Consider the following 21,079-nt stretch of genomic DNA (forward strand, 5'->3'; position numbering starts at 1 on the left):
GGGACGGCGCGGCCGAGCCGGCCACGGCGCCGGACTACCGTGGGTCCCTGCTCCCGATGGCCTGGGTGACCTCGGCGACGCCGAAGGCCACCAGGCCCACCAGCGACGTCGCCACGTCCACCGACGATGCGACCGGAGCGATCGCCTTCGAGACGTAACCCGGGTCGTCCTCGCGCAGTCCACGGTCGGTGCGCGGGGCACCGGGCGACAGCATGTCGTGCATGTGTGATCTCCTCGTCCGCCGAGATGTCCGGCCCTCGCGTCAGCGCGGGTCGATCGGGCCCCCGTCACGGCCCGCCTGGAATGCGTTCAGCAGGGCGTAGCCGATGGCCACACCGACCACCACGGCAGGCGTACTGGCAACAGGCAGATGGGTGGGCGAGACCCGGCCGTCGGGGTCGTCGGCCCGGATGTCCGTGAGGGCGCCCGGGCGATGAAGGAACGAAACGTTGTCCACAAGAGCTCCTTGAAGGGGTGTGCGGAGCGACGGGAAGCGCGAGTGACTACTGCGGTTGCTTCTCGCCGATCGCTTCGGCGAGGGCGAAGCCGACCGCGATGCCCGCGACGAAGAGCGCGGGGGTCGCGGTGACCGGAGCCGTCGCGTACGCGACATGGCCACGGTCGCTCTCACGCAGCTCACGGTCGATGTGCCGGGTGCCGGGCAGCCGATGGTTGTTCATGAACGGTCTCCTGGTCTGCGATGTTTCCGCTCCCGGCCGCGGTTGCTCGACGGCGGTCGGGAGCGGGGGCGGGGGCGGGGTCGGGGCCGGTCGGACGTGGTGCGGCCGGCGGCGCCGTGCCGGCCTACTGGGTCTCGTGTCCGCCCACGAGCGCCCCGGCGGCGTAGGCGACGACCACCGCGGCGGCGACGGAAACGATGACCGGAGTGGCGGCGACCGGAGCCGCACTCGCGTTCACCCGCCCCTGCGCGCCCTCGTCGAGCGGACCGGAGATGCCGGCCCACGAAGGCCTGCCGACCTGGTGCATGGATGCCTCCTCTGCGGGTTGTGCCGTACGGGCGCGGCCGGAGGCGGGAGACATCGCCGCGCAGGTACGGCACGCGGTTCGGCCGGCACTCCGTAACCGCTCATCACGATGCCTTGGCCGCCACGCGAACTGAAGGCCGGCGCTTGGCAGGAGGCTGCACCGCCGTCTGCAGGAAAGTGCCGTCCGGCGGGCAGATTCGCGCCGGTAGAGCACGGACGCGAGACGGACGGCGAGGAGGCCGGACAGAGCCGGGCGACCCCCGACGGAACCACCGCCTCCGAATAGGTTAGGTTAGGCAAACCTAAGTAACCTCGCCCGTCAGTCGTCCGGAGGTGGACCATGTCCGCTGCCTTCCCGTCCCCGCCAACCCCCCGCCGCACCGTGCTCCGTGGTCTGGGCGCCGGTGTCGCCGTCCTCGCCGGAGCGGGCGCGCTCGGCGCTTGCTCCTCCCGCGAGGCCGCGGCCGGCAAGCCCGCCACCGGCGGCGGCGCCGGGAACGGCTTCACCATCACCGACCAGCGCGGCAAGAAGGTCTCCTTCGACGGCCCGGTGGAGCGGATCGCCACGGCGATCATCCCGTCGCCCTCGATGCTCGCCGCCGTGGACGGCTCCCACGACCGCATCGTCGGTATCAACGAGTCCACCCTCACCGCCAACAAGCAGGGCATCTTCGGCACGCTCTTCCCGGCGTCGAAGAGGACCACCACCATCGCCGGCGCCGACTTCGTCCCGAACGTGGAGACGATCGTCAGCCTGAAGCCGGACGTGGTGATCCAGTGGGGCGACATGGGCGACGAGGTCATCGCGCCGCTGGAGAACGCCGGCTTCAAGGTGATCGGCCTGACCTACGGCACCCAGGAGCAGATGGAGACCTGGCTGGAGATCTTCGGCACCCTGCTCGGCAAGCAGGACCGCTCCGCCGAACTGGTCGACTGGATGCACGCCGAGGACAAGGCGGTGCGCGCACTGGTCGCGCCGTCCGCGAAGACGAAGCAGAAGCTCCTCTACCTGCGTACCGCCGCCGACGGCTGGACCACCGCCACGGGCGCCGACTACGTCACCCACTGGACGGAGATCGCGGGCGGGACCAACGTCGCCCACGACGTGTCCGCCGACTCGCCGCAGGTCTCCGTCGAGCAGGTCCTCGCCTGGGACCCCGAGGTGATCCTCCTCTCCGCCTTCGACGAGGCCACCCCGGCCGACGTCTACGGCAACAAGAAGCTGTCCGGCGTCCGCGCGGTCCGCGACCGCCGGGTCTACAAGGTGCCGCTGGGCGGCTACCGCTGGGACCCGCCGTGCTGCGAGTCGCCGCTGATGTGGCGCTGGGCCGCCCAGATCCTCCACCCGGAACTGGCCACCCGCGTCGGCCTGCGCGCCCGCATCGAGGAGACCTTCACCCGCCTCTACGGCTACGGCATCTCCGCCGCCGAGACCGACGAGGTGCTGCGCACGGACCTCAACGCCAGGAGCGCCGGCTATGACGGTTTCCGCGCCTGACCTCGCGGCGGAGACGGCGGAGACGGCTGAGACGGCGGCGCCGGAGAAAGCCGCGCGCCGCCTTCCCCGCCTGCCGCTGCTCGTCGCCGGCACGCTCCTGGTCGCCCTCGCCGCGCTGGCACTGGGCCGCTACACGGTCCCGCCCAACGAGATGGTGCGCCTGCTGGCCGGGCAGTTCCTGCCGGTCGGCGAGACCTGGACCGCGCAGGAGGAGACCGTCGTCCTCGACGTCCGCCTGCCCCGCGTCCTCCTCTCCCTCCTGGTCGGCGGCGCGCTGGCGCTCGGCGGCGCGGCCCTGCAGGGCGTCTTCCGCAATCCGCTGGTCAGCCCCGACGTCATCGGCGTGGCCTCCGGCGCCTCCTTCGGCGGCGTCCTCGCGCTGCTGCTCGGCCTCGGCTCCTTCGCGGTGGTCGGCGGCGCGTTCGGCTTCGGTCTGCTCGCCCTGGCCGTGGTGATGCTGATCGGGCGGCTGAACAGCGGCAGCCCGATCCTGATGATCGTCCTCGGCGGCACCGTCACCGGCGCGTTCTTCACCGCGCTGGTCTCCTTCGCCAAGTACGTCGCCGACCCCGAGTCGGAGCTGCCGTCGATCGTCTTCTGGCTGCTCGGCTCGCTCGCCACCGCCACCTACGCCAAGGCGCTGACCGCCGCCGTGCCGATCCTGCTCGGCGCGGCCGTGGTGCTCGCCCTGCGCTGGCGGCTCAACGTGCTCTCCCTCGGCGACGACGACGCCACCGCGCTCGGCGTCCCGCCCCGCCTCACCCGCGGCCTGCTGCTCTGCGCGGTCGCCCTGATGACCGCGGGTTCGGTGGCGGTCGCCGGACTGGTCGGCTGGGTCGGCCTGGTGGTGCCGCACCTGGCCCGGCTGTGGGCCGGCAGCGACCACCGGGTGCAGCTGCCCGCCGCCTTCCTCCTCGGCGGCGCGTACCTGACCGTGATCGACACGCTGTCCCGCACCGTGACCGCCGCGGAGATGCCGCTCGGCATCCTCACCGCGGTCATCGGCGCCCCGTTCTTCATCGCCCTGCTCGCCAGGTCCCGCGACCGGATGTGGTCCCAGTGATCGAAGCCCGCGGTCTCGGCCACCGCTACACCAAGGACCGGTGGATCTTCCGGGGCGTCGACGTCACCGCCGCCGAGGGCCGCGTGCTGGCCGTCCTCGGCCCCAACGGGCGCGGCAAGTCGACCTTGCTGCGTCTGCTCGCCGGCCTCGCCGCCCCGACCGAGGGCACGGTGACCGCCTCCGCCCCGGTGGCGTACGTCCCGCAGTCGCACTCCGCGGCGTTCGCCTACTCGGTCGCCGACATGGTGCTGATGGGCCGCTCCCGGCACCTCAAGGCGTACGCCACGCCCGGCCGCCGTGACCGCGAGCTGGCCGCCGAGGCGCTGGAACGGGTCGGCATCACGCACATGGCGGACCGTTCCTACGCCGAACTCTCCGGCGGCGAGCAGCAGATGACGCTGATCGCGCGGGCGCTGGCCGCGCAGTGCCGGGTGATGGTCCTGGACGAGCCGGTCTCCGCGCTCGACCTGCGCAACCAGGCACGGGTGCTGACGCTGCTCCAGGAACTGGCCGCCTCCGGCCTCGGCATCGTCCTCACCACCCACCACCCCGACCACGCCCTGCACCTCGCCGACGACGCGGTCCTGGTCCTCGGCCCGGACGACGTCCGCGTCGGGCCGGCCGCCGAACTCCTCGACGCCGGGGCGCTGGGCGAGCTGTACGGCCTGCCCGTCTCGACCGCCGTGGTCGACGGCCCGCGCGGCCCCCGCGTCACCGTCGTCCCCGACCTCGGCCCCGCCCGCACCGCCCTCGCGTCAGAACCGCCGTCCGACCTCGCGTCCGACCCTGCGGCCGACCGCGCTCCCGCCCCCGCCCCCGCCCTCGCACCCGACCCCGCCCCCACGTCCGGCCGTCAGGAGGCCCCCGCGTGACCGCAGCCGCAACGGCACCCGTCCAGTACGTCGTGATGGGCGGGGGCGGGTCCTCACCCATGGCCCCGCCCGCGCCCTACGCCACCGTCGACCTCTACGACCTCTTCGCCGCCGGCGAGGACCTGCTGCTCGGCGGCGAGGTCAAGGGGCTGATGTTCTCGCTCAACTGCGACCAGGTCTTCCTGGAGCGCCAGGCCCCGCTGCTGGAACGTTTCGTCCGCTCCGGGGGCCGGGTCCTGGTCAACGGCCACGTCGTGCGCCCGTTCCTGCCCGGACTCGCCCCCTGGCGGGCCGTCGACCACCACGGCCCGTCCGACCTGCGCGTCACCCCGGTGACCCCGCACCCGGTGTGGGAGGGAGTCGACTTCCACGAACTCCTCTACCGCACCGGCGTCCCCGGCACCCCGACGGGCGAGGAGCTGACCCGGGTCGGCGTGGCCGGGTTCTACGGCCGCGGCCACCACGCGCGGGTGCCCGAGGGCGGCACGGTGGTCAACGGCATCGGCCCGTACCGCCTCCCGCTGGACATCGTCTACCCGCTCGGCGACGGCCAGGTCATGGCCCACGCCGGCAACGACCTGCACGGCTTCAGCGACCCCGACCGCACCACCCGCACCCTCGGCCCGCGCCTGCTCGCCTGGCTGGAAGGAACCCTCTGATGCCCACCCTCGGCTTCCTGCACGGCGGCGCCTTCCACCAGCTCGCCACCCTCGCCGATCCGGCCGTCCGGGTCTGGCGCCCCCGCGAGATCTACCTCCCCGAGGCGGACGCCGCGGACTTCGAGGACCTCGACACCCTGATCGTCTCCGACCGCCTCCACCCCGGCCTGCTGGCCCGCACCGCCCCGCTGCTGCTGCGGGTCGCCGAACGCGGCGGCACGGTGGTGGTCCTCGGCGAGAACGACGTCGAGGGCTGGCTGCCCGGCATGCGTGCCCTGCGCCCCGCCGAGACCAACTTCTGGTGGTGGCGCACCGGCGGCGACAACGGCGTCCGCCGCGCGGCCGAAGGCCACGAGGCATGGGACCACCTCACGGAACGCGCCGTCCGCTGGCACTACCACGGCCTGCTCGAGCCCCCGGCCGGCGCCACCGTCCTCGCCTGCACCGATCTGGAGCGCGAGGGCGACCCCGCCACCCGCCAGGTCCTCCTCTACGAGGACCGCGTCTCCACCCCGGGCCGCCTGATCGTCACCACGATGGACCCGGTCCACCACCACGGCTCCCGCTTCATGCCGGGCGCGACCCAGCTCCTGTACGGCCTCCTGCGCTGGACCGGCACGAACACCCGCCTTCCCCCGGCCGCCGCGCAGCAGCCGCCCATGCGCGGGCGAACCGACGGTTCGCACGGGGGAGGATGAGGGCGGACCCCGTGTCCTGTGACGCGGCAGCGACGCATCACACGGTGCGCCGGACCTTGAAGAAGTAGCGCGTCAGCAACAGGACGATCAGCAGATCGAGGACCATCACCGGGATGGCCCAGGCCGGGTAGTACGGGACGAACATGAACTGGGTGACGAGACTGATCCCCGCCGCCACGACCCCGACCGAACGGGCCCACTTCCTGTCCGCCACGACGCCGAGGCCCACGACCACCAGCGCCGCACCGACGACGATGTGGATCACCCCCCACGCCGTCAGACCGAAGCGGTAGGCGTAGTGGGACGAGAGGGCGAACAGACTGTCGTTCGCGATGGCGGAAGCACCCATGAGGATGCTGAGCGGTCCGCTGAGCATCAGGATCGCGGCGGCGGCCAACGACTCCGAGTCCAACGACCGGCCCTCGGCGGGAGCCCCGTGCCCCCGCTGCGTCTTGTCAGGTGTCGACGTCATCACCATCGCCTTCCCGTACGGCAAGAGCCGCCCGTGCGGCCTTGCGGTGGCCGCGCAAGGGCATGACCGCCGGTCCGTCCGACAGCCGGGAGCTGCTGCCGTGCCGACGCATCCCGGGTCACCTTCCGACACGGGAGACACGCAGCCTGCCTCCTTCCGCTCCCTTCGCCCCCATCCGTCACTTCCAATGTGGCAGCCGGCGCCGCCCCCCGCACCCGGAATCCCGTCAGGGCCGCTCGGCCCCCGATGCCGGTACTCAAGGACGCGCGGCGACCGTGAACCGTGACCGGCCCGTGCCCGGCGGCGGAACGCGTCACCCGCACCTGGCGTGTCCGGGTCGGCGTCCGCGGCCGGGCCGTGCGGGAGCAGTGGCCCACTGGTTACTGTGTGACAGCAGACCGCGAAGGGCTGGAGGGGGAGAGGTCCATGGATCCGGAGATGGCCGTGCTGGCGGGGACGGCGGGGACGACGCTGGTCGCCCTGTTGACGACGGAGGTGTGGGAGCGCGCCAGGGACGGCATCGCCGCGCTGTGGCGCCGCGCCGACCCCGGGCGTGCCGAGGCGATCTCGGACGAACTCGACGTGACCCGGACCGAGTTGCTGACGGCCAGGGAGGGCGGCGACACCGAGTCGCCGGGTGAGCTGAGCACCGAGTGGCAGGGCCGCATCAGGAGGCTGCTGGCGGCGCACCCCGAGCAGGCGGAGGAGCTCCGGACGCTGCTCGACGAGCTGCGGCCGCACGCTCCCGCAGGTCCGACGGTGACCCAGCACGCCACCGCCTCCGGGCACGCCCGTGTCTACCAGGCGGGCCGGGACCAGCGCTTCGGGACCCCGTGAACGGTGGCAACGACGCGCGGGCCGACGGGCACGGGCGCGTCTACCAGGCGTCGGGCGACCAGTACATCATCGAGCACCATCACCACGCTCCCGAGTGGTCGGGGCCCGACTCCGTACGTCACCCCGCCGTCGGACGCCCGCCCGTGGTGCTCCGCGACCGCACCGTCGAGATGGAGCGGCTGCGGGCCACCGTCGGACCGGGCGTCGGCAACGGCGTCTACGTGCTGCACGGTCTCGGCGGCTGCGGCAAGACGGCCGTCGCCTACACGCTGTTCCAGCACGCCACCCGCCACGCGGGCCGGGCCGGGCTGTGGGTGAACGCCTCCGACCCGGCCTCCCTGCGCGCCGGGATGCTCGCCGTCGCCGCCGACCGGGGAGCCGGCGACGCCGAACTCGCGGGCGCACAAGCCGGGTTGCGGCCCGCCGCCGATCTGGTGTGGGAGTACCTCGACCGCTCCGAGCAGCCCTGGCTGCTCGTCCTCGACAACGCCGACACCCCCGCCGTCCTCCGCGACGGCGGGTGGCTGCGCACCAGCCCCTGCGGCGTCGTCCTGGTCACCACCCGCCAGGCGGCCCGCCGGTGGTGGCCCGGGGCCGAGCTGCTCCAGTTCGGCGTCCTCCCCCGTGAGGACGCCGCCCGGGTCCTCCAGGACCTGGCGCCCGACGCGGGAAGCCTCGAGGAGGCGGCGGAGGTCGCCGACCGTCTCGGGCGTCTCCCACTGGCCCTCACCCTGGCCGGCGGGTTCCTCGCGCATCAGGTCATCGACCCGTGGACCCTCGCCGATTACCGGCACCGGCTCGACGAGGGGGACACCGGAGCGCACCCCATCGAGCTGCTGGACCAGGGCGCCGAACCGGGCTCCGACTCCCGGCGCCTGCTCAGCGGCACCTGGCAGCTCTCCCTCGACGCCCTCACCGCCCAGGGCCTCCCCGAGGCCACCACTCTGCTGCGTCTGCTCACCTGCTGGGCGAGCGACCCCCTGCCCGTGAAGGTGCTCGCCGGCGCCGCGATCGAGCCGGGGCTGCACCCCTCCCGCGTCGAGTCCGCCCTGCGGGGACTGCTCGACCACTCCCTCACCGACCTCCTCACCGGCGAGGTACGCGGCCTTCGCACCCACGGGATCCTCCTCGACAGCGTCGCGCGCACCGTCCCGGACGAAGAGCGGGAGCGCCTCGCCGCCACCGCCGCCGGGCTGCTCGCCGCGGTACTCCCCGAGGTGCCGGAGCGCGGTGCGCAGGACCCCGCGGTCATCCAGCTCACGCCGCACGTGATGGCGTTGCTCCGCCGGGTGACGGGCCGGCGGGCCGGCCGGTCCGTCGTGGAGGCCGCGGCCGACCGCGCCGTGCGGCTGGTGACCGCCGTTCACCGGTCGGGCGACTACGCCTCGGCGCTCTCCCTGGCCGAGGAGGCCCTCGGCCTCTGCGTCCCCGCGCTCGGCGCCGACAACGTGTTCGTCGTCCGGCTCCGTCAGCGGGCCGCTCGCGCCGTCTTCCGCCTCGGACGGTTCGAAGAGTCCGAGGCCCTCTACCGGCGGCTGCTCGAGGACTGCGAGCGGGCCCTGGGACCCGACGCGCCGGACACGCTGGAGACCTGCCTGCGCCTGGCACTCCCGCTCTTCGTCCGTGGCCGGACCCAGGACGCGATTCCGCTGGCGAAGCGGGCGGTGCGGGGGCGGGAGGAGAGCCTGGGGGCGTCCCATCCGCTCAGCCTCCTCGCGCGGGTGATCCTCCTGGAACTCGCCGCCGCCCCGGAACTGGCCGGACTCCCCGAGCGGGACGAGCTGATCGCCACCGGGCCGGCCCTGATCGCCGACTGCCACGCCGCGCTCGGGCCCGAGCATCCCGTCACTCTCGGAGCGGAACTCAACCACGCGTACGTCCTGAACAGCGTGGGCAGGGCGGAGGAGGCCCTGCCCCCCATCCGGCACGCGCTCGCCGTCTACGGGGCACGCCTCACCGAGCAGCACCCGTGGGCGCTCAGCGCGCGCAGGACGTTCGCCATCGCCCTGGGACTGCTCGGGCGGTACGACGAGGCGATCCCGACGATGGAGACGGTGGTGGAGGGACGGGTGCGGATGCTGGGCCCCACGCATCCCTGGACGCTGGAGGACGAGGAGACCCTGGCCGGGTACCGGAGCCGGAGGCGTCCGTCGTGCTGAACACGCCGGCCGGGTGCGACCGGCGACCTCTTCTCCCCGGCAGGAGCCTCCTGTGAGCAACCGCGACGACTTCGGTCCGGCCACGAAGAACGAGCTCGCCCACCGTGTCGCCCACACGTGCTCCGCGCCGTCGTGCGGAGCCGCGACGATCGGTCCCTCCGACGTCCGGAAGGGCAGGGTGACCAACGTCGGCGTCGGCGCCCACATCACCGCGGCGGCCGAAGGCGGCCCGCGCTACGACGGCAGCCTCTCCCGCGGGGAACGAGCCGGGTACGGCAACGGGATATGGCTGTGCGCGATCCACGCGAAGCTGATCGACGACAACGAGGACCGCTACCCGGTGAGCCTCCTGCGCACCTGGAAGGAGAACGCCGAACGCAACGCCCGTGTACGGGTCGGACGTCCCGCCGACTCCCGCGTGCCCAGCCTGCTGCTCGACCACGCGGTGGTCATCCCCAAGGGTGACGAGAGCCGGGCTCTTGCCCACTTCCTCGACGATGTCGGCGCGCTGGAGGCGTGGGGGCCGGTGGTGTTCGAGGCGACGAAATTCCTGGCCTACGAGACGGCGCTGAACGCCTTCGACCACGGCGGGGCGGAGAGCCTCGGGGTGAGGACGGAGAAGGGCTGTCTGTTCCTGTCGTACGAGGCGCCTGAGTTCGGGCCCCTCGATCTGGAGAAGGCCGAGGGTGACGGTGGCGCGGCAGCGCTCCGGTCCTTCAAGGACCAGTGCGACGGCATCATGGAACTCACCTACCGGCACCGGGACGGCGTGAACGAATGGAGCGTCGTCGACCTGAGCAGGGGCCTGAACAACCATCCCTGCGCGCTGCGGCTGACCCGGAACATCGGACAGGGCGCCGACTTCACCCGCGTGGAGGGATGCGCCGAGGTGCACGTCCACGTCCCTGACACCGACCGCATCTTCTCCTTCAGCGACGCGGGGAAGCTCGCGCGGCAACTGGTGGACCGGCTTCCGGAACGCTCCTACGTGTTCCACGGCGTGAGCGACGACCCGCACCTGCGGGCCTTCATCGTCGAGAGACTGCCCCGCGTGCGCTTCGCCGCCTCGAGGCGGCGGGCCGCCCGCACCGACGAGTGAGCTTCTTCGAGCCGGCCACCGGTCGGGTGATGGGCATGTCCAGGACCTTCGGGCAGCCGCCACCGCAGGGGACGGGCTGCGCGCGGACGCCGGGAGCGGGTCACCGGGTCGTCCATCGGGTGAGGCGTGACCCGGCGAGGTGACATTTTGTGACGGATGAGAGGCTCGGAGGGTGAGTGAGACGAAGACTCCGGCCCTGCAGTTCCGCTTCGACGGGCCAGAACACGCTCCCGTGCTGATCGTGGGCCCCTCCCTCGGCACCACATGGCACAAGTGGGAAAAGCCGTCCGAGAGGGTCCAGCGGGTCGATCTCGGGGGCCTGTTGTCCGGCCAGGGTGTATTTGTCCCTCACGGTCGACGCAGTTGGTGACATCTGTGTGATAGCGCACGTGATACGCAGACGCCGTCTCGGCATGCCGAGACGGCGTCTGCGTATGGCTGTCTACCGAGGTTCGAGCTGACTGCCGCTGCACCGTTGTACTCCGGCTCGCCGCTCTCGAGGACGCGGAGCAGGGAGGCGGTGACGACTCGGGTCGCGCGGCCGACCCGCAGTACCCGACATGGGAACTCGCCCCGTCGTCCTGGACCGATACCTGGCCGCGGCTACCCGGCCCGAGACCAGCCGCCCGGCCGGTCCCACCGCCAAATCCGGTGATCGTCCATGACGACCGTCGAAGGCCAGGAGACGGCCACCACCTCCGAACCCGCAGCGGCCGGGCACCGGACACCGCCCTCCCTCACCACTCTCCCCCTCACCAGCCCCACCGACGGCTCAGCGACCCTCCACGGCGACCGGCTGGTCGCCGAGGTCCAGAACGTCCTCGGGGGTACGCCGATACACTGCCGCTCGCCGCGCCGACGGTCCCCGCTCGGCGAGGGCCGCACCCCGCTGGTCCCGCTGACGGACGGCATCTCCGCCAAGCTGGACTTCCTGATGCCCACGCTCTCCTTCAAGGACCGGGGCGCGGTGCTGTTCGTGACCTGGCACTGCCCCTGGAGCCGCGCCGGGTGCTAGCTTTCGTTCGCCAGTCTCCGACAACCGCATGCCCTGCGTGTGCAGTTCCCGGGCCCGGCACGGGCGTCAGTCGGCGGGCGTGCTGCTCCACAGTCTGAGCATGACCCGTTCCGGCTGCTCACCGCCGGACAGCATGCGGGCCGTGCGCGGCCAGGTCTCCGGGGGCAGGGCGTAGTCCGTGACTAGGCGGTAGAGGGTGGGTCCTGGGCCCGGCAGCATCAGCAGTTCGCCCAGCAGGCGGGCCTCGGCCGGTGCCGCCTCGGTCGCCAGGACGAGGTCCAGCGCGTCGGAGCCGAACCGTTCGACCAGCGCCAGCCCGTCCTCCCCCGCCGCCAGCAGCCACGGCGTGAGGACTCCGGCGCGGGCCCTGTGCTTCTCTCGCTGCTCCACCAGCAGCCGCAGTACGCGCGGGCCTGAGCCGCCCGCGAGTAGCGGCAGCCAGCGCGGGCCCCACACCGTCACCGCCTCAGCGATGCCCGGCAGGCGCTGCTCGACGACCGCCGCGGTGACCGCAGCCCGCAGGCCGAACCGCGCACCCACATTGAGCACGGCCTCCAGGGAGCGGGCGGCCAGCTCACTGGTCAGCGGGGCCAGTTCGGCGAGCATACGGCGCTGCTCGGGGCTGAGGCGGTGCCGCTCGGCGAACTGCTGTGCCACCACGCCCAGTCCGTCGCATAGCAGCGTGCGAAGCGCCTGCGCGGGGTCGGCGGCGTAGAGGACCAGTGGCAGCTCGCGGCGCGCCCGGGGGTCGAGGGTGGCCTTGGGCTCGGCGGCGTACAGCCGCAGCAGGGCGGTGCGCTGTTCGGGGCTGCTCAAGGTGGCCAGCAGGGGCAGCAGGACCGGGTCGGCGGCCAGCGCGTCGGTCGTGCCGGGGGGCGCTCCCGGGCCCATAACGGCGGCTGCGACCCGCTGATCCAGCCCGGGGCCGTGCACGGCCCAGGTACGGATCTTGCCGGGGCGGGAGATGACGTTGCCGAGGACCCAGTCCAGCTCCTCGCCGCGCGCCAGCTGCCAGCGCGACCAGGCGACCGCGGCTGCGGTGTCCAGCGGCTCGGTGTGCTCCGCGCGTTCGTAGCCGCGTTCCTGGAAGGCGGTCAGAACCTCGTCCGCCGTGCGGCCGATCCCGTCGGCGTACCCCTTGATCCGGCTCATGGACCGCTGATCCAGGCCAAGTTCGATGGCGTGCCGCAGGCCTTCGGTGCCGTACTCCGCGAGGGCCGCCTCGGTGTCGGGGAAGCCCGCGACGATCTCGGCGATGTCCAGGTCGCCCTGTTCGGCCAGCCAGCGGGCGGCGAGGGCAGGGTGGGCGCAGACGACCGGCCAGTCGGCGGGTGCCGTGCCCAGCAGGGCGCGCACCGCGTCGTGCCCGAGAACGTCTGCGTCGACAGCGATCTGCGACAGCACCCGGGCGTCCACCGCTCCGGTGGCATCCTGCTCTACGACCTGTACCCAGCCGAGGCCGAGCACGCCCAGGTGCTCGGGCTGGCGCAGCCCATCCAGCAACCGCCGCCACATCTGCGGGGTATAGCGGGACAGCAGGTCTAGGTCGTCGCCCTGGAGGTGGGGCCGCAGCATGTCGAGCAGCTCGGGGTCCTCCAACCGGCCGGCGAGGAACTGGAGGCTTGGGGCGGGGATTTGGGAGAGCAGCGAGACCAGAGTGTCGTCCATCTGGGTGACGGCGGCGGCGAGCCGCTCTGGCTCCACCTCTGGTACGGCCGTGCACAGCCGTCCGTAGAGGCCGACGCGGCGGATGCCCGGCCGCTCCCGCAGCGCGTCGTCCATCGAAAGCCCGTCCGCGCCTACCGGCTGGCGTGCGTCGAAGACGTCGGCGAGTCGGCCGGCCACGGGCAGCAGACGGCGCGCGGCCTCTCCATACAGGTCCTCTTCGGCGGGGCCGAGCAGCGCCGACATCAGGCAGTCGCGGAACACCGAACGAGGCACGCCAGACAGGGCCGTCACCAGGCGGCGCATGCCGGCCTCGTCCAGCTGGCGGTTGCGTTTGCGCAGGCCGGGCGCGTTCTGCCGGGCCCGTACCGCCACCAGCAGTTCGGTATTGGTGCCGAAGCAGTCGGCCATTCGGTCCAGCAGCATGCCGCGCTCGCGTGGCCGCATCCGGTCGGCGCCGCCGAGCTTGAGGGTCCAGCCCGCTGCGAAGGTGCGCCGGCGGATCGCCTGACCGGTGCTGCGCCGGCGGGCTGCCGGAATGTTCGGGTCCTGGAGGAGTTCCTCCGTGTACTGCTCCAGGGCTGGGTCCGTGAGATACGGCAGCTGGTCTGCTGGCAGGCCCGCGATCCTTGGTGCGGTCAGGGAGAGGTCCTCGGGGTCGACTTGGTCGACGCTCCCGGCACGCTCCCGCTGCAGGCGGCGCAGGTCGGTGCCGCCGATCCGGCCGGCGATCACCACACGGGCGTGCGGTGCCGCCGACGCTGCTAGGCAGACCCGGTCTAGCAGTTCGTCCGGCCGCACCAGCACCCAGCCTGCCCCGGATAGCAGGGTCGCGACGCGCGTGTTGAGCCGTCGGCCATCGAAGGCGGCCAGCGCGATCACCTTAGGTCCGTGGTCGTGCAGCAGGCCCAAGCGCAGCGCCTCGGGGTTGATCTCCCGGCGGGAGCCGCCGTTGTACTGCGCGACGTCGTCGTAGACCAGCAGGGCCTCCGCCTCGGCGATGTCGGCGTGGGCGCGGGCCTGTTCCTCCTCGCGCGCCTCCTGGGCGAGGGTGTCGGCGAGCTGTCCGGGCCGCAGCGCGGGGACGCGGCGGAAGCCGGCCGCCCGCAGATAGGAGCCGAGGTCGGCAGGGCCGTCCACTGAGCCCCAGGCGGCGGGCGGCAGTCCGCAGGCCATCCAGCCCGCCAGCCGGGTCAGGGCGCGGACCTGGACCTCCCGCCAGCGGACGAACGCCTCGCTCCCGGTGGCCGCGGTCGGCAGGTCGCTGCCGAGCAGCAGCGCGGTCGGCAGGGACATGCCCTGGGCGCCGGGCATGCGGCCCTCGGAGGGGATGTAGCCGTGTCGGCCGATGCCGACCAGCATCATTGAGCCGGAGTTCACGACGAGGTGGTCGGGGGACAGTTCGATCGGGACGAACCCGGCGCGCGCCATGTCGTCCAAGGCGCGGCCGAGCGGCACCAGCGTGCGCAGCGCCCCGGACGGTGTCCAGCGGTGCCCAGCAGTCAGCATCGCATTGAGGTCGTCGCGTTCGCGCAGGGCTCGCAGCGGCACGGACGAAGCGCCCGGCGCCCAGGCCGTGATCAGAGCGGGCGGCAGACCGGGGTGGTCGACGAGGTCGAGGAGCGCGGGAGTGACGGGGTTGCCGGCGGCGAGCAGGGCGGCGGCCTGGCCGCGCTGTCTGCGGTTGGGGAAGACGCGCAGGGCGCCGTAGACGTCGGCCTCCTCGTCCTTGACCATACGGGTGGCCCGGATCGCGGCGGCACCCGCCGAGCGCAGGTGTCCGGGGCGCAGCTGCACGGTGTGCGGCTCCCAGAAGCGTCCGGAGCGGCCGGGGATCCGGGGCAGGAGCCGACCGAGGGTGGCGTTGGCGGTCATCGGCGACTGCCTCCCAGCGCGCGGAGAGCGGACTGAAGGACGGTGGCGCTGCGGGCGCGGGCGAGGTCGATGCGGACCCGATCGACGGTGGCCAGCCGGAACTTCCGCGCCGACAGGCAGGTGGCCAGGGCGTTGGTGAGTACCGGCCCGTAGTTGAGGGAAGTGAGGTACCTCCGGCCGGGGGCACTCGCCTCGAAGTCCTCCGCATACAGCTGGCGGTACTGCTGCGGATCGAGCCTCCTCAACGCAGCTGCGTGCGCGAGGGTGGCGCCGAGCATGTAGATGTCGAACCGCACATTCGCCTCACCCCGCTCACCGGGCTCGTCGGAGCCTTCGGGGCCAGGGGGCGCGTACGCCTGGGTCGTGGTGGAGATGTAGTCGCCGACCTGCACAGCGGCGTCGTAGTCGATCAGCACATAGCGGGCCGGCGGGCCGAGGACGAGAATGTTCTCCGGCTTCAGGTCAGCGTGGATCCAGCCCTTGGACGAGGTCTTCCCGTTGTGGCGCTCGGTGTGCAGTGCGGCGAGAGTGTTGCACAACTGCTCTGCGAGATCAAGGAGTTCGTCCTCCTTGAACCGACGCTTCTCCTTGGCCCTGGCCTCGATCTCGTCTTGCAGGGTGCGCGAGGCCCCGCCCTGCTGGCCGATGAACTGCTGAACCAGGAAGCTCTCGGGCGGGAGCGGATCCGGGTGCCGGCCGGTGGCGGTCAGGGACGGAGAGGGCTGGGACTCCACGCTGATGACGACCGGGCACTGTTGGGTGAGCTGGGTGGCCTGGCGAACGGCGCGCAGCCCCTGCTGGCGTTGGGTCTGCTGGGTGGACAGCGCGTTCTGGACTAGGCGGGGGTCGTCCAGGGCCGTCCCCGGCCACCACATGCCCTTGATCACGACCTCGCCGCCGGACCAGCGGTCCTCAGCGAGCACGATGTATCCCTGACCGGCTTTGGCGAGCAGTCGGCGCGTGACGAACCTGCCGTCCGCCCCGAAGTCGGCGGGTATCCAGGCTCGCCGCGGCGAGCCTTTCTCGTCGGCGGTGTCGGCGTGCTCCCAGCGCGGTACGAACTCGCTCACACATCCTCACTCACAGGTCGGCCACACCCCAGGCTTCGCCCGGAACTCACAGCTCGCCCCCAAATCGGATGCGCAGCCGGACCGTGCCCGGCCCGAGGTGCAGTTCGTCGCCGTCCTCCAGCGCGTACGGCAGCGCGGTGGCGAGCCGGCCGGACTGGGGGCGGCCCGCGAAGTCCAGCTCCGGGTTGAGGAACGAGACATTCAGGTGCTGCTCGGGCACGTGCTCGACCAGTGGCTTCCCATCGTCGTCGAGGAAGATCCGCAGATGGGTGCGGGATATCTCGTCGCCCTCGTCGCGGCCGAGCCCCTCCGTGATGTCGGTGACACTGGGGCGGCTGTGCGAAGCCCGGCCCAGGGACAGGCCGTTGGCCGGTACGGTGATCGTGCGACGGACCGTGTAGCCGTGCTGGACCGTCACCTGGACGGGACCGTCGTCGAAGTCGTCCGGCAGGGGCGGTTCGGCGATGAGCTCGACAGCCTCGTAGCCGCAGGAGAGGCAGTACCAGCGGGCACCGTCCTTGTTGACCTGCCGGGGCAGCAGCACCTCCCCGCCGCGCAGACAGTCGCCCGGCGTCGAGGTGCAGCGGAACCGTTCCTCGGCGTCCTTGCGCAGCAGGCCCGCCTTGGTGAGCTTCTTCTGTCGGTCGCGCTCAATCTCCTCGTCGCTGGCCACGCCGAGCTGGCGCGGGCTGAACATGATCTGCCCGCGCATCCTGCGCACGCTCCACACCCGCGACCCGTTGCCCTGGAGCCAAGAGTGCTCGCGGCGCGCATAGCGGAAGTTGTCGCTAGAGACGATGGCCGCGTCGAACTGCTCGGCCAGCGCGAGGATCCGGTCGTCAGCGTCACCCTGGTGAACCTCCAGCCAGTGGGCGCGCTCGGCCTGTTCGACGAGGTGCTGGTCGTCGAGGACGGGCCGGACACTGGCGTCGAGGACGGCCACGGCGTCGGTACCGGGGTGGTCGCGCAGCCATGCCTCCCGTACGTCGACGACCCGCGAGAACGGCCAGGGCCGCTTCCTGGTCGCGGCGACGTTGGAGGCGTCAATGATCACGCCAGGAGCGCTCATGCCGGACCCTGCCCGGGCGCCGGCGGCCGGGTGGGCGCGTCGGCACCGTACGAGCTGCCGGAACCGCTGCCGTACGAGTCGTCGCCGTACGCCCCGTCCCGGTAGGCCCCGTCCCGGTAGGCCCCATCCCGGTACGAACCGCCGCCGTATGAACTCCCCCCGTACGAAATGGAGTCGTCATCGTCTTCGTCGTCCAGGCTGCGCTGCCGCCGCCGGGCCCGGATCTCGTCCGGCATCTCCACCGGAATGTCCTGGAACCAGTCGCGCTTGTTCCTGGTGGAGCTGCGGCTGGACGTCGCGCGGGACTCGTTGAGCACGTCCTTCGTCTGGAGGCCCTCCCGCAGCCCGCCGCTCGCCTGCTGGAAGGTGGCCGCGAGATCGGGGTCCGGAATGTCACGGGCGCGCCTCACGCCCTCTTCGAAGATCCGCTCTCGTTCGCCGTCCGAACCGGCTGCGGCGGCACGGTCGTTGATATCCCGCTCCAGGTCAGCTGCAGCGATCTCGCGGGCGTAATCGGGCCGGATGTTCTGTGCCAGCGGGTTGTTCACCGTGCGCAGTTCGAACTTCTCCGGGGACAACTGCCGTGCGTCGGGTCCGGATCCGATGCGTCCGGTCGCTTTGAGGACCGGGACTGGTCCGGCACTGACCCGTTCGGGCGCCCGGAGTCTTAGCGCGTAGCGCGGCTGGCCGTCGTGTCCCTCAGCGATGGCGCCCAGGTTAAGGCGGACCTCGCTGGGGCGCCGGCCGCCCCCGTCGGCCAAGACGCCGTCGAGCCGACGGCGGGTGGGGTCGATCTGGTAGACGCCGAGCACCTGGAAGTGCGGGTTGATCTCCAGGGATAGTTCGCCGCTGCCGGCCACCACGTCCCTGCCGTACGCCGCGAGGCGCGCCGTGATCTGTTTCATCGCGTCGGCGGCGGTGGACCGCGAGGCCACATGCTCGGTCATCCCAGTGGGTGCGAGCTGCACCAAGAGGTCATAGTCGGCGCCAGCGCCGATGCCGATGACATCGGTGTGCAGTTCCCGGCTGGCGGCGTTTTGGGCGAGGGCTGCCAGCCGCCTCGGGTCCCTCTCGCCGGAATTGGGCAGCCCGTCGCTGAGCAGCACGACCCGGCGGGAGCCCGCCCGCTGCTGGCCCAGCTGGGCGTACGCGCGCTGCAGGGCGCCCTCGATATTGGTCCAGCGGCGCTCATTCTCGGGGTTGCCGTCCCAGGCGCCCTTGCGTCGCAGCTCTCCCGCGGTGCCGGAGAAGCGCAGCCCGGAGTCCTGGGCGAAGGTGATGACGTCGACCCGGGCGCCCTGGGGCAGCGCGGCCGCCAGTTCGCGCACGCCGGACTCCGCCACGTCCTTGCGGCTGATGTCGTTCGGGTCGGCCGGATCGGCGAACTCGTCGGTCGTCGAGTCGGCCCTGATGCCCATCGACCAGCTGTCGTCCACGGCGAGAACGTAGGCGACGCCGCCAGCCACCCGGTCGGTGCGGCGCAGTACCGGCGGGGCGATCGACACCACGAACTCTTCGCCTATATGGGCCTCGTGACGGTCGGCCGCGATCTTGATGTCCTCGCTCATACGTCCTTCACCTCTCCGATCGCGCACACGAGTGCTGTGGCGTTGTCCCAGCCGCCCAGTGACTCCGCCCGCTGGACGAGGGCGGCGGCGAGCGCGGGGGCGGGTGGGCGCCCCGACGCATCGAGTTGCGTGGCCAGTTCGGCCAGTACGGCGCCGAACCATCGCTCCCGCTCCGGATGCGTCGCCCCGTCCGTGGCGAGCAGCAGTAGGTCGCCCGGGGCCAGTGCGACGGTGCTGTGCGTCCAGCGGCCAGGTCCCCTGCCCAGGAAGTTGACCAGTGAGGACTCCTCGCCCTCGGCGTCCGGGTTGACCCGCAGCAGCTCGGCGTAGCCGGTGTGGGCTGGGGTCAGTTTCCAGGCTGCGTACGGCAGCTCTCGGCCCTGTACCGGCCCGTGCGGCTCGTCGCCGCGCTGTGATGTGCGCAGCGGTCGTACGAGCCAAGCCTCTGCGTCGCCAACGGACACCACGGATGCCGTACCATTCGGGCGCACGGTCGCTAGGACGGCCGCGGCGCTGCCCTCGGTGGCCCGGCCGACGGCCGCGTCGAGTTCGGCGACCAGCTCACCCGGGGGCAAGTCTTCGTCTATCAGCCAGCGCCGCCTGGCCTGTTCCAGCGCGGCGCGGGAAGCCTTGCCGCCGGATCCGTCGCCGTCGCCGGTCACGCCGTCGAAAACGGCACAGCGCACGGTGCCGGACGGGCCGCGCAGGGCACCGGCCGCGTCCTCGTTGTCGGTGGCCGGATCGCCCTTGGCCTTGCGGGAGCCCACCGCGCTCTCCTGGTAGCAGGTGGCCGAGACGCGGCCCGCCGCGCGGCGCTCCAGGGCGTCGTGCAGCGGCGCCATACCAGCGGCCAGCCCGTGCCGCAGGTTGTGGGCGAGCAGCCGGCGGCAGACGGCGTCTAGGCCGGGCGGGAAGGAGCCTGCGAACACGTCGAGCATGTTCAAGGCGTCCCGCAGATCGAGGCAGGGCCTCTCGGCGACGGCGTCCACGAGCGCCTGCACGAGGGCGCGCCGGTCTCGTGGCTGAGGTGCTCCGTCGCGCCGGTCGCGGGGCTCGATGCCGCCGTCGAGGTCGTAGCGCGGCAGCGCGGCCACCTGCCAGCCCTCGTACGAGTCATGCCGTACGGACTCGGTAACCAAGGTACCGGGCCCGACCCGGGCCAGCGCGGCGTCCACCGTCGGCCACAGCGAGGGCAGTTCGTTGAGGAGTTCGGCCCGGTCGAGGCTGCCGTGCTCAACGATGCCGTCCCGCAGGGTCGGTGCTAGCTCCTGGGTCCAGCGCACGACGATCTCGGGGACGGCGACGGTCGTGAACTCGGGCGTGTCCCCCTCGCCCTCCGCCTCCTGTTCCTCTGTTGCCCTGTCCTGCGGCGCGGCCGTGTCCTCGTCGGCCGAGGTTTCGCTCAGCGGCGACTCCATCGCGCTCACGCCCCCTTGAGTACGACGGTCAGGGCGACCGCGATCACGGCGAGCACGCCAACGAGCACGAGACGCTGTATGCCCCTGCGGTTCGCCCGGTCCAGCTCCCCCGCCAACCGGGCCCGTTCGCCTTCCGCCTGCTGGGCCCGGAACTGCCAGTGCTGGACGGCTTGGGCGGCCTGGTCACGGGCTGCGGTGATCTGCCGCTGGGCCTCCGCCTGGGCGGCGGCGATCTGCTGCGCGGCTTCCTGTTGTGTGCGCCGCTCCTCGTTCTGTGCCTGCTCCTCGCGCATGCGGGCTTGCCGTTCGGCGAGCTCCGCCCGCTCGGCCAACTCCCGTTTGGCCATGTTGAGCTGGACCTCGGCCCGGTGCGCCGCCGCAGCGGCCTCGGCACGCACTTGCTCGCGTTCTTCCGCCACCGCCCGGTTCAGCACGGCACCCAGGTCAGGCCCCTGGCCGACCGGGAAGGGCGCCCCCCGGCGGGGCTCGGTAGCGGACTGCGGCTCGGTGTCGGAGTAGAGCTCGGCGACGGAGGTGGCGGCACCCACGGGTGGTTCGGCCAGCGACAGCGGTACCGGGCGCACGGTTAGCCTGGCCGGGTCCACGACCGTGACGGGGCGCCAGCCGGTGAACCCGTCGGGCTCGCCGTCGTACACGGCGGTGACGCCACACCCGGACCCGAGGACGGCGACGGGGCCGTCGACGTGGGCCCACAGCGTCTCGCCGGCGGTCAGCAGGGACGCGACGACCTCGGGGGAGGGGGTCGGGATGCCCGCCGGAGGGGAGGGCGGGGGCAGCGACGGTATGCCCTCGGCAGGAGCCGGGGAGAAGACACCCCAGTTGGTATCCGTGTCCGCAGTGGGTGCGGGCCTGGGTGGGGATGAGGGCGAGGGGGACGGGCCGGTACCGGGCTCGGGTTCGAAGATCCCCCACCCGTCGTCTGTGTCCGACCGGGGCGGGGGCGACGACGAGTGCCCACCAGATGACGGCGTCTCGTCTACGAACGAACCCCACTCGCCCACAAACGCCCCCACGTTTCCAGTCCTGCTCGCCAGC

19 protein-coding genes and 2 pseudogenes are annotated in these 21,079 nt (G+C 72.4%); 10 read left to right on the forward strand and 11 right to left on the reverse strand.

The features are described from left to right. Window positions 1-34: 34 nt before the first annotated feature. The 4 genes from GBN72_RS03190 to GBN72_RS03200 all read right to left on the reverse strand — a co-directional run bounded on the left by GBN72_RS03190 (window position 35) and on the right by GBN72_RS03200 (window position 987). Window positions 35-223 (reverse strand): hypothetical protein, encoded by a 189-nt coding sequence (locus GBN72_RS03190; protein WP_151770072.1) that lies wholly within the window; start codon window positions 221-223, stop codon window positions 35-37. A 39-nt stretch (window positions 224-262) separates the two neighbouring features. Further along, complete coding sequence (locus tag GBN72_RS03195) at window positions 263-457, reverse strand: hypothetical protein (protein WP_151770073.1); 195 nt, start codon at window positions 455-457, stop codon at window positions 263-265. Window positions 458-503: 46 nt separating this feature from the next. Further along, window positions 504-680, reverse strand: coding sequence for a hypothetical protein (locus GBN72_RS33955; RefSeq protein ID WP_164540343.1), 177 nt, complete (start codon window positions 678-680; stop codon window positions 504-506). Between the two features lie 124 nt (window positions 681-804). Beyond that, window positions 805-987 carry a hypothetical protein gene (locus GBN72_RS03200; protein WP_151770074.1) on the reverse strand — a complete coding sequence of 61 codons (183 nt, stop codon included), beginning with the start codon at window positions 985-987 and terminating at the stop codon, window positions 805-807. A gap of 339 nt (window positions 988-1,326) precedes the next feature. On the opposite strand from GBN72_RS03200, the gene GBN72_RS03205 reads away from it, so the two are divergent. Genes GBN72_RS03205 through GBN72_RS03225 form a run of 5 tightly spaced genes read left to right on the forward strand, consistent with a single transcriptional unit; the run spans window position 1,327 to window position 5,776 of the window. After that, complete coding sequence (locus tag GBN72_RS03205) at window positions 1,327-2,484, forward strand: ABC transporter substrate-binding protein (RefSeq protein ID WP_151770075.1); 1,158 nt, start codon at window positions 1,327-1,329, stop codon at window positions 2,482-2,484. Further along, on the forward strand, window positions 2,465-3,547 hold the full coding sequence (locus tag GBN72_RS03210) for a FecCD family ABC transporter permease (RefSeq protein ID WP_151770076.1): 1,083 nt from the start codon (window positions 2,465-2,467) through the stop codon (window positions 3,545-3,547). Before GBN72_RS03205 ends, GBN72_RS03210 begins: the two co-directional genes overlap by 20 nt. Further along, a complete protein-coding gene (locus GBN72_RS03215) occupies window positions 3,544-4,419 on the forward strand; it encodes an ABC transporter ATP-binding protein (RefSeq protein ID WP_151770077.1) in 876 nt (291 codons plus the stop codon). Before GBN72_RS03210 ends, GBN72_RS03215 begins: the two co-directional genes overlap by 4 nt. After that, a complete protein-coding gene (locus GBN72_RS03220) occupies window positions 4,416-5,078 on the forward strand; it encodes a hypothetical protein (RefSeq protein WP_246212227.1) in 663 nt (220 codons plus the stop codon). Before GBN72_RS03215 ends, GBN72_RS03220 begins: the two co-directional genes overlap by 4 nt. Further along, window positions 5,078-5,776 carry a hypothetical protein gene (locus GBN72_RS03225; RefSeq protein WP_246212228.1) on the forward strand — a complete coding sequence of 233 codons (699 nt, stop codon included), beginning with the start codon at window positions 5,078-5,080 and terminating at the stop codon, window positions 5,774-5,776. Before GBN72_RS03220 ends, GBN72_RS03225 begins: the two co-directional genes overlap by 1 nt. Before the next feature lie 37 nt (window positions 5,777-5,813). Here the strand turns inward: GBN72_RS03225 and GBN72_RS03230 are convergent, their stop codons facing one another. Further along, window positions 5,814-6,248, reverse strand: coding sequence for a DUF7144 family membrane protein (locus GBN72_RS03230; RefSeq protein WP_246212229.1), 435 nt, complete (start codon window positions 6,246-6,248; stop codon window positions 5,814-5,816). Window positions 6,249-6,674: 426 nt separating this feature from the next. On the opposite strand from GBN72_RS03230, the gene GBN72_RS03235 reads away from it, so the two are divergent. The 5 genes and pseudogenes from GBN72_RS03235 to GBN72_RS03255 form a co-directional block, all read left to right on the forward strand. Further along, the gene (locus GBN72_RS03235) at window positions 6,675-7,085 is read left to right on the forward strand and encodes a hypothetical protein (protein ID WP_151770078.1); all 411 of its coding nucleotides are present in this window, start codon (window positions 6,675-6,677) and stop codon (window positions 7,083-7,085) included. After that, window positions 7,082-9,244 carry a tetratricopeptide repeat protein gene (locus GBN72_RS03240; protein WP_151770079.1) on the forward strand — a complete coding sequence of 721 codons (2,163 nt, stop codon included), beginning with the start codon at window positions 7,082-7,084 and terminating at the stop codon, window positions 9,242-9,244. Before GBN72_RS03235 ends, GBN72_RS03240 begins: the two co-directional genes overlap by 4 nt. Before the next feature lie 52 nt (window positions 9,245-9,296). Further along, window positions 9,297-10,343, forward strand: a complete 1,047-nt coding sequence (locus GBN72_RS03245; protein ID WP_151770080.1) for a hypothetical protein — start codon at window positions 9,297-9,299, stop codon at window positions 10,341-10,343. 172 nt (window positions 10,344-10,515) lie between these two features. Next, window positions 10,516-10,662: pseudogene (locus GBN72_RS36155) on the forward strand (bifunctional 3-oxoadipate enol-lactonase/4-carboxymuconolactone decarboxylase PcaDC); the annotation flags it as partial. 521 nt (window positions 10,663-11,183) lie between these two features. After that, window positions 11,184-11,408, forward strand: a pseudogene (locus GBN72_RS03255) (threonine synthase); the annotation flags it as partial. A gap of 16 nt (window positions 11,409-11,424) precedes the next feature. Here GBN72_RS03255 and GBN72_RS03260 read toward each other — a convergent pair. Genes GBN72_RS03260 through GBN72_RS03285 form a run of 6 tightly spaced genes read right to left on the reverse strand, consistent with a single transcriptional unit; the run spans window position 11,425 to window position 20,679 of the window. Then, a complete protein-coding gene (locus GBN72_RS03260; protein ID WP_151770081.1) occupies window positions 11,425-14,898 on the reverse strand; it encodes a hypothetical protein in 3,474 nt (1,157 codons plus the stop codon). Further along, complete coding sequence (locus GBN72_RS03265; protein WP_151770082.1) at window positions 14,895-15,968, reverse strand: protein kinase family protein; 1,074 nt, start codon at window positions 15,966-15,968, stop codon at window positions 14,895-14,897. Before GBN72_RS03265 ends, GBN72_RS03260 begins: the two co-directional genes overlap by 4 nt. Before the next feature lie 46 nt (window positions 15,969-16,014). Continuing rightward, window positions 16,015-17,037, reverse strand: coding sequence for an NYN domain-containing protein (locus GBN72_RS03270; RefSeq protein WP_151770083.1), 1,023 nt, complete (start codon window positions 17,035-17,037; stop codon window positions 16,015-16,017). Continuing rightward, window positions 17,034-18,605, reverse strand: a complete 1,572-nt coding sequence (locus GBN72_RS03275) for a VWA domain-containing protein (RefSeq protein WP_164540345.1) — start codon at window positions 18,603-18,605, stop codon at window positions 17,034-17,036. The genes GBN72_RS03270 and GBN72_RS03275 overlap by 4 nt, the downstream gene beginning before the upstream one ends. Beyond that, on the reverse strand, window positions 18,602-20,032 hold the full coding sequence (locus tag GBN72_RS03280) for a SpoIIE family protein phosphatase (RefSeq protein ID WP_151770085.1): 1,431 nt from the start codon (window positions 20,030-20,032) through the stop codon (window positions 18,602-18,604). The genes GBN72_RS03275 and GBN72_RS03280 overlap by 4 nt, the downstream gene beginning before the upstream one ends. Continuing rightward, window positions 20,029-20,679 (reverse strand): hypothetical protein, encoded by a 651-nt coding sequence (locus GBN72_RS03285; protein WP_151770086.1) that lies wholly within the window; start codon window positions 20,677-20,679, stop codon window positions 20,029-20,031. The genes GBN72_RS03280 and GBN72_RS03285 overlap by 4 nt, the downstream gene beginning before the upstream one ends. Window positions 20,680-21,079: the final 400 nt, after the last annotated feature.

Source organism: Streptomyces abyssomicinicus, assembly GCF_008974245.1.
In the GTDB taxonomy this organism is placed as follows: Bacteria; Actinomycetota; Actinomycetes; order Streptomycetales; family Streptomycetaceae; genus Streptomyces; species Streptomyces abyssomicinicus.

What these genes read in the sequence shown, in the direction of transcription:
- GBN72_RS03275 (WP_164540345.1), bottom strand. Translation starts at nt 18,605, where the DNA reads ATGAGCGAGGACATCAAGATCGCGGCCGACCGTCACGAGGCCCATATA.
- GBN72_RS03260 (WP_151770081.1), bottom strand. Translation starts at nt 14,898, where the DNA reads ATGACCGCCAACGCCACCCTCGGTCGGCTCCTGCCCCGGATCCCCGGC.
- GBN72_RS33955 (WP_164540343.1), bottom strand. Translation starts at nt 680, where the DNA reads ATGAACAACCATCGGCTGCCCGGCACCCGGCACATCGACCGTGAGCTG.
- GBN72_RS03230 (WP_246212229.1), bottom strand. Translation starts at nt 6,248, where the DNA reads ATGACGTCGACACCTGACAAGACGCAGCGGGGGCACGGGGCTCCCGCC.
- GBN72_RS03200 (WP_151770074.1), bottom strand. Translation starts at nt 987, where the DNA reads ATGCACCAGGTCGGCAGGCCTTCGTGGGCCGGCATCTCCGGTCCGCTC.
- GBN72_RS03190 (WP_151770072.1), bottom strand. Translation starts at nt 223, where the DNA reads ATGCACGACATGCTGTCGCCCGGTGCCCCGCGCACCGACCGTGGACTG.
- GBN72_RS03210 (WP_151770076.1), top strand. Translation starts at nt 2,465, where the DNA reads ATGACGGTTTCCGCGCCTGACCTCGCGGCGGAGACGGCGGAGACGGCT.
- GBN72_RS03235 (WP_151770078.1), top strand. Translation starts at nt 6,675, where the DNA reads ATGGATCCGGAGATGGCCGTGCTGGCGGGGACGGCGGGGACGACGCTG.
- GBN72_RS03225 (WP_246212228.1), top strand. Translation starts at nt 5,078, where the DNA reads ATGCCCACCCTCGGCTTCCTGCACGGCGGCGCCTTCCACCAGCTCGCC.
- GBN72_RS03205 (WP_151770075.1), top strand. Translation starts at nt 1,327, where the DNA reads ATGTCCGCTGCCTTCCCGTCCCCGCCAACCCCCCGCCGCACCGTGCTC.
- GBN72_RS03270 (WP_151770083.1), bottom strand. Translation starts at nt 17,037, where the DNA reads ATGAGCGCTCCTGGCGTGATCATTGACGCCTCCAACGTCGCCGCGACC.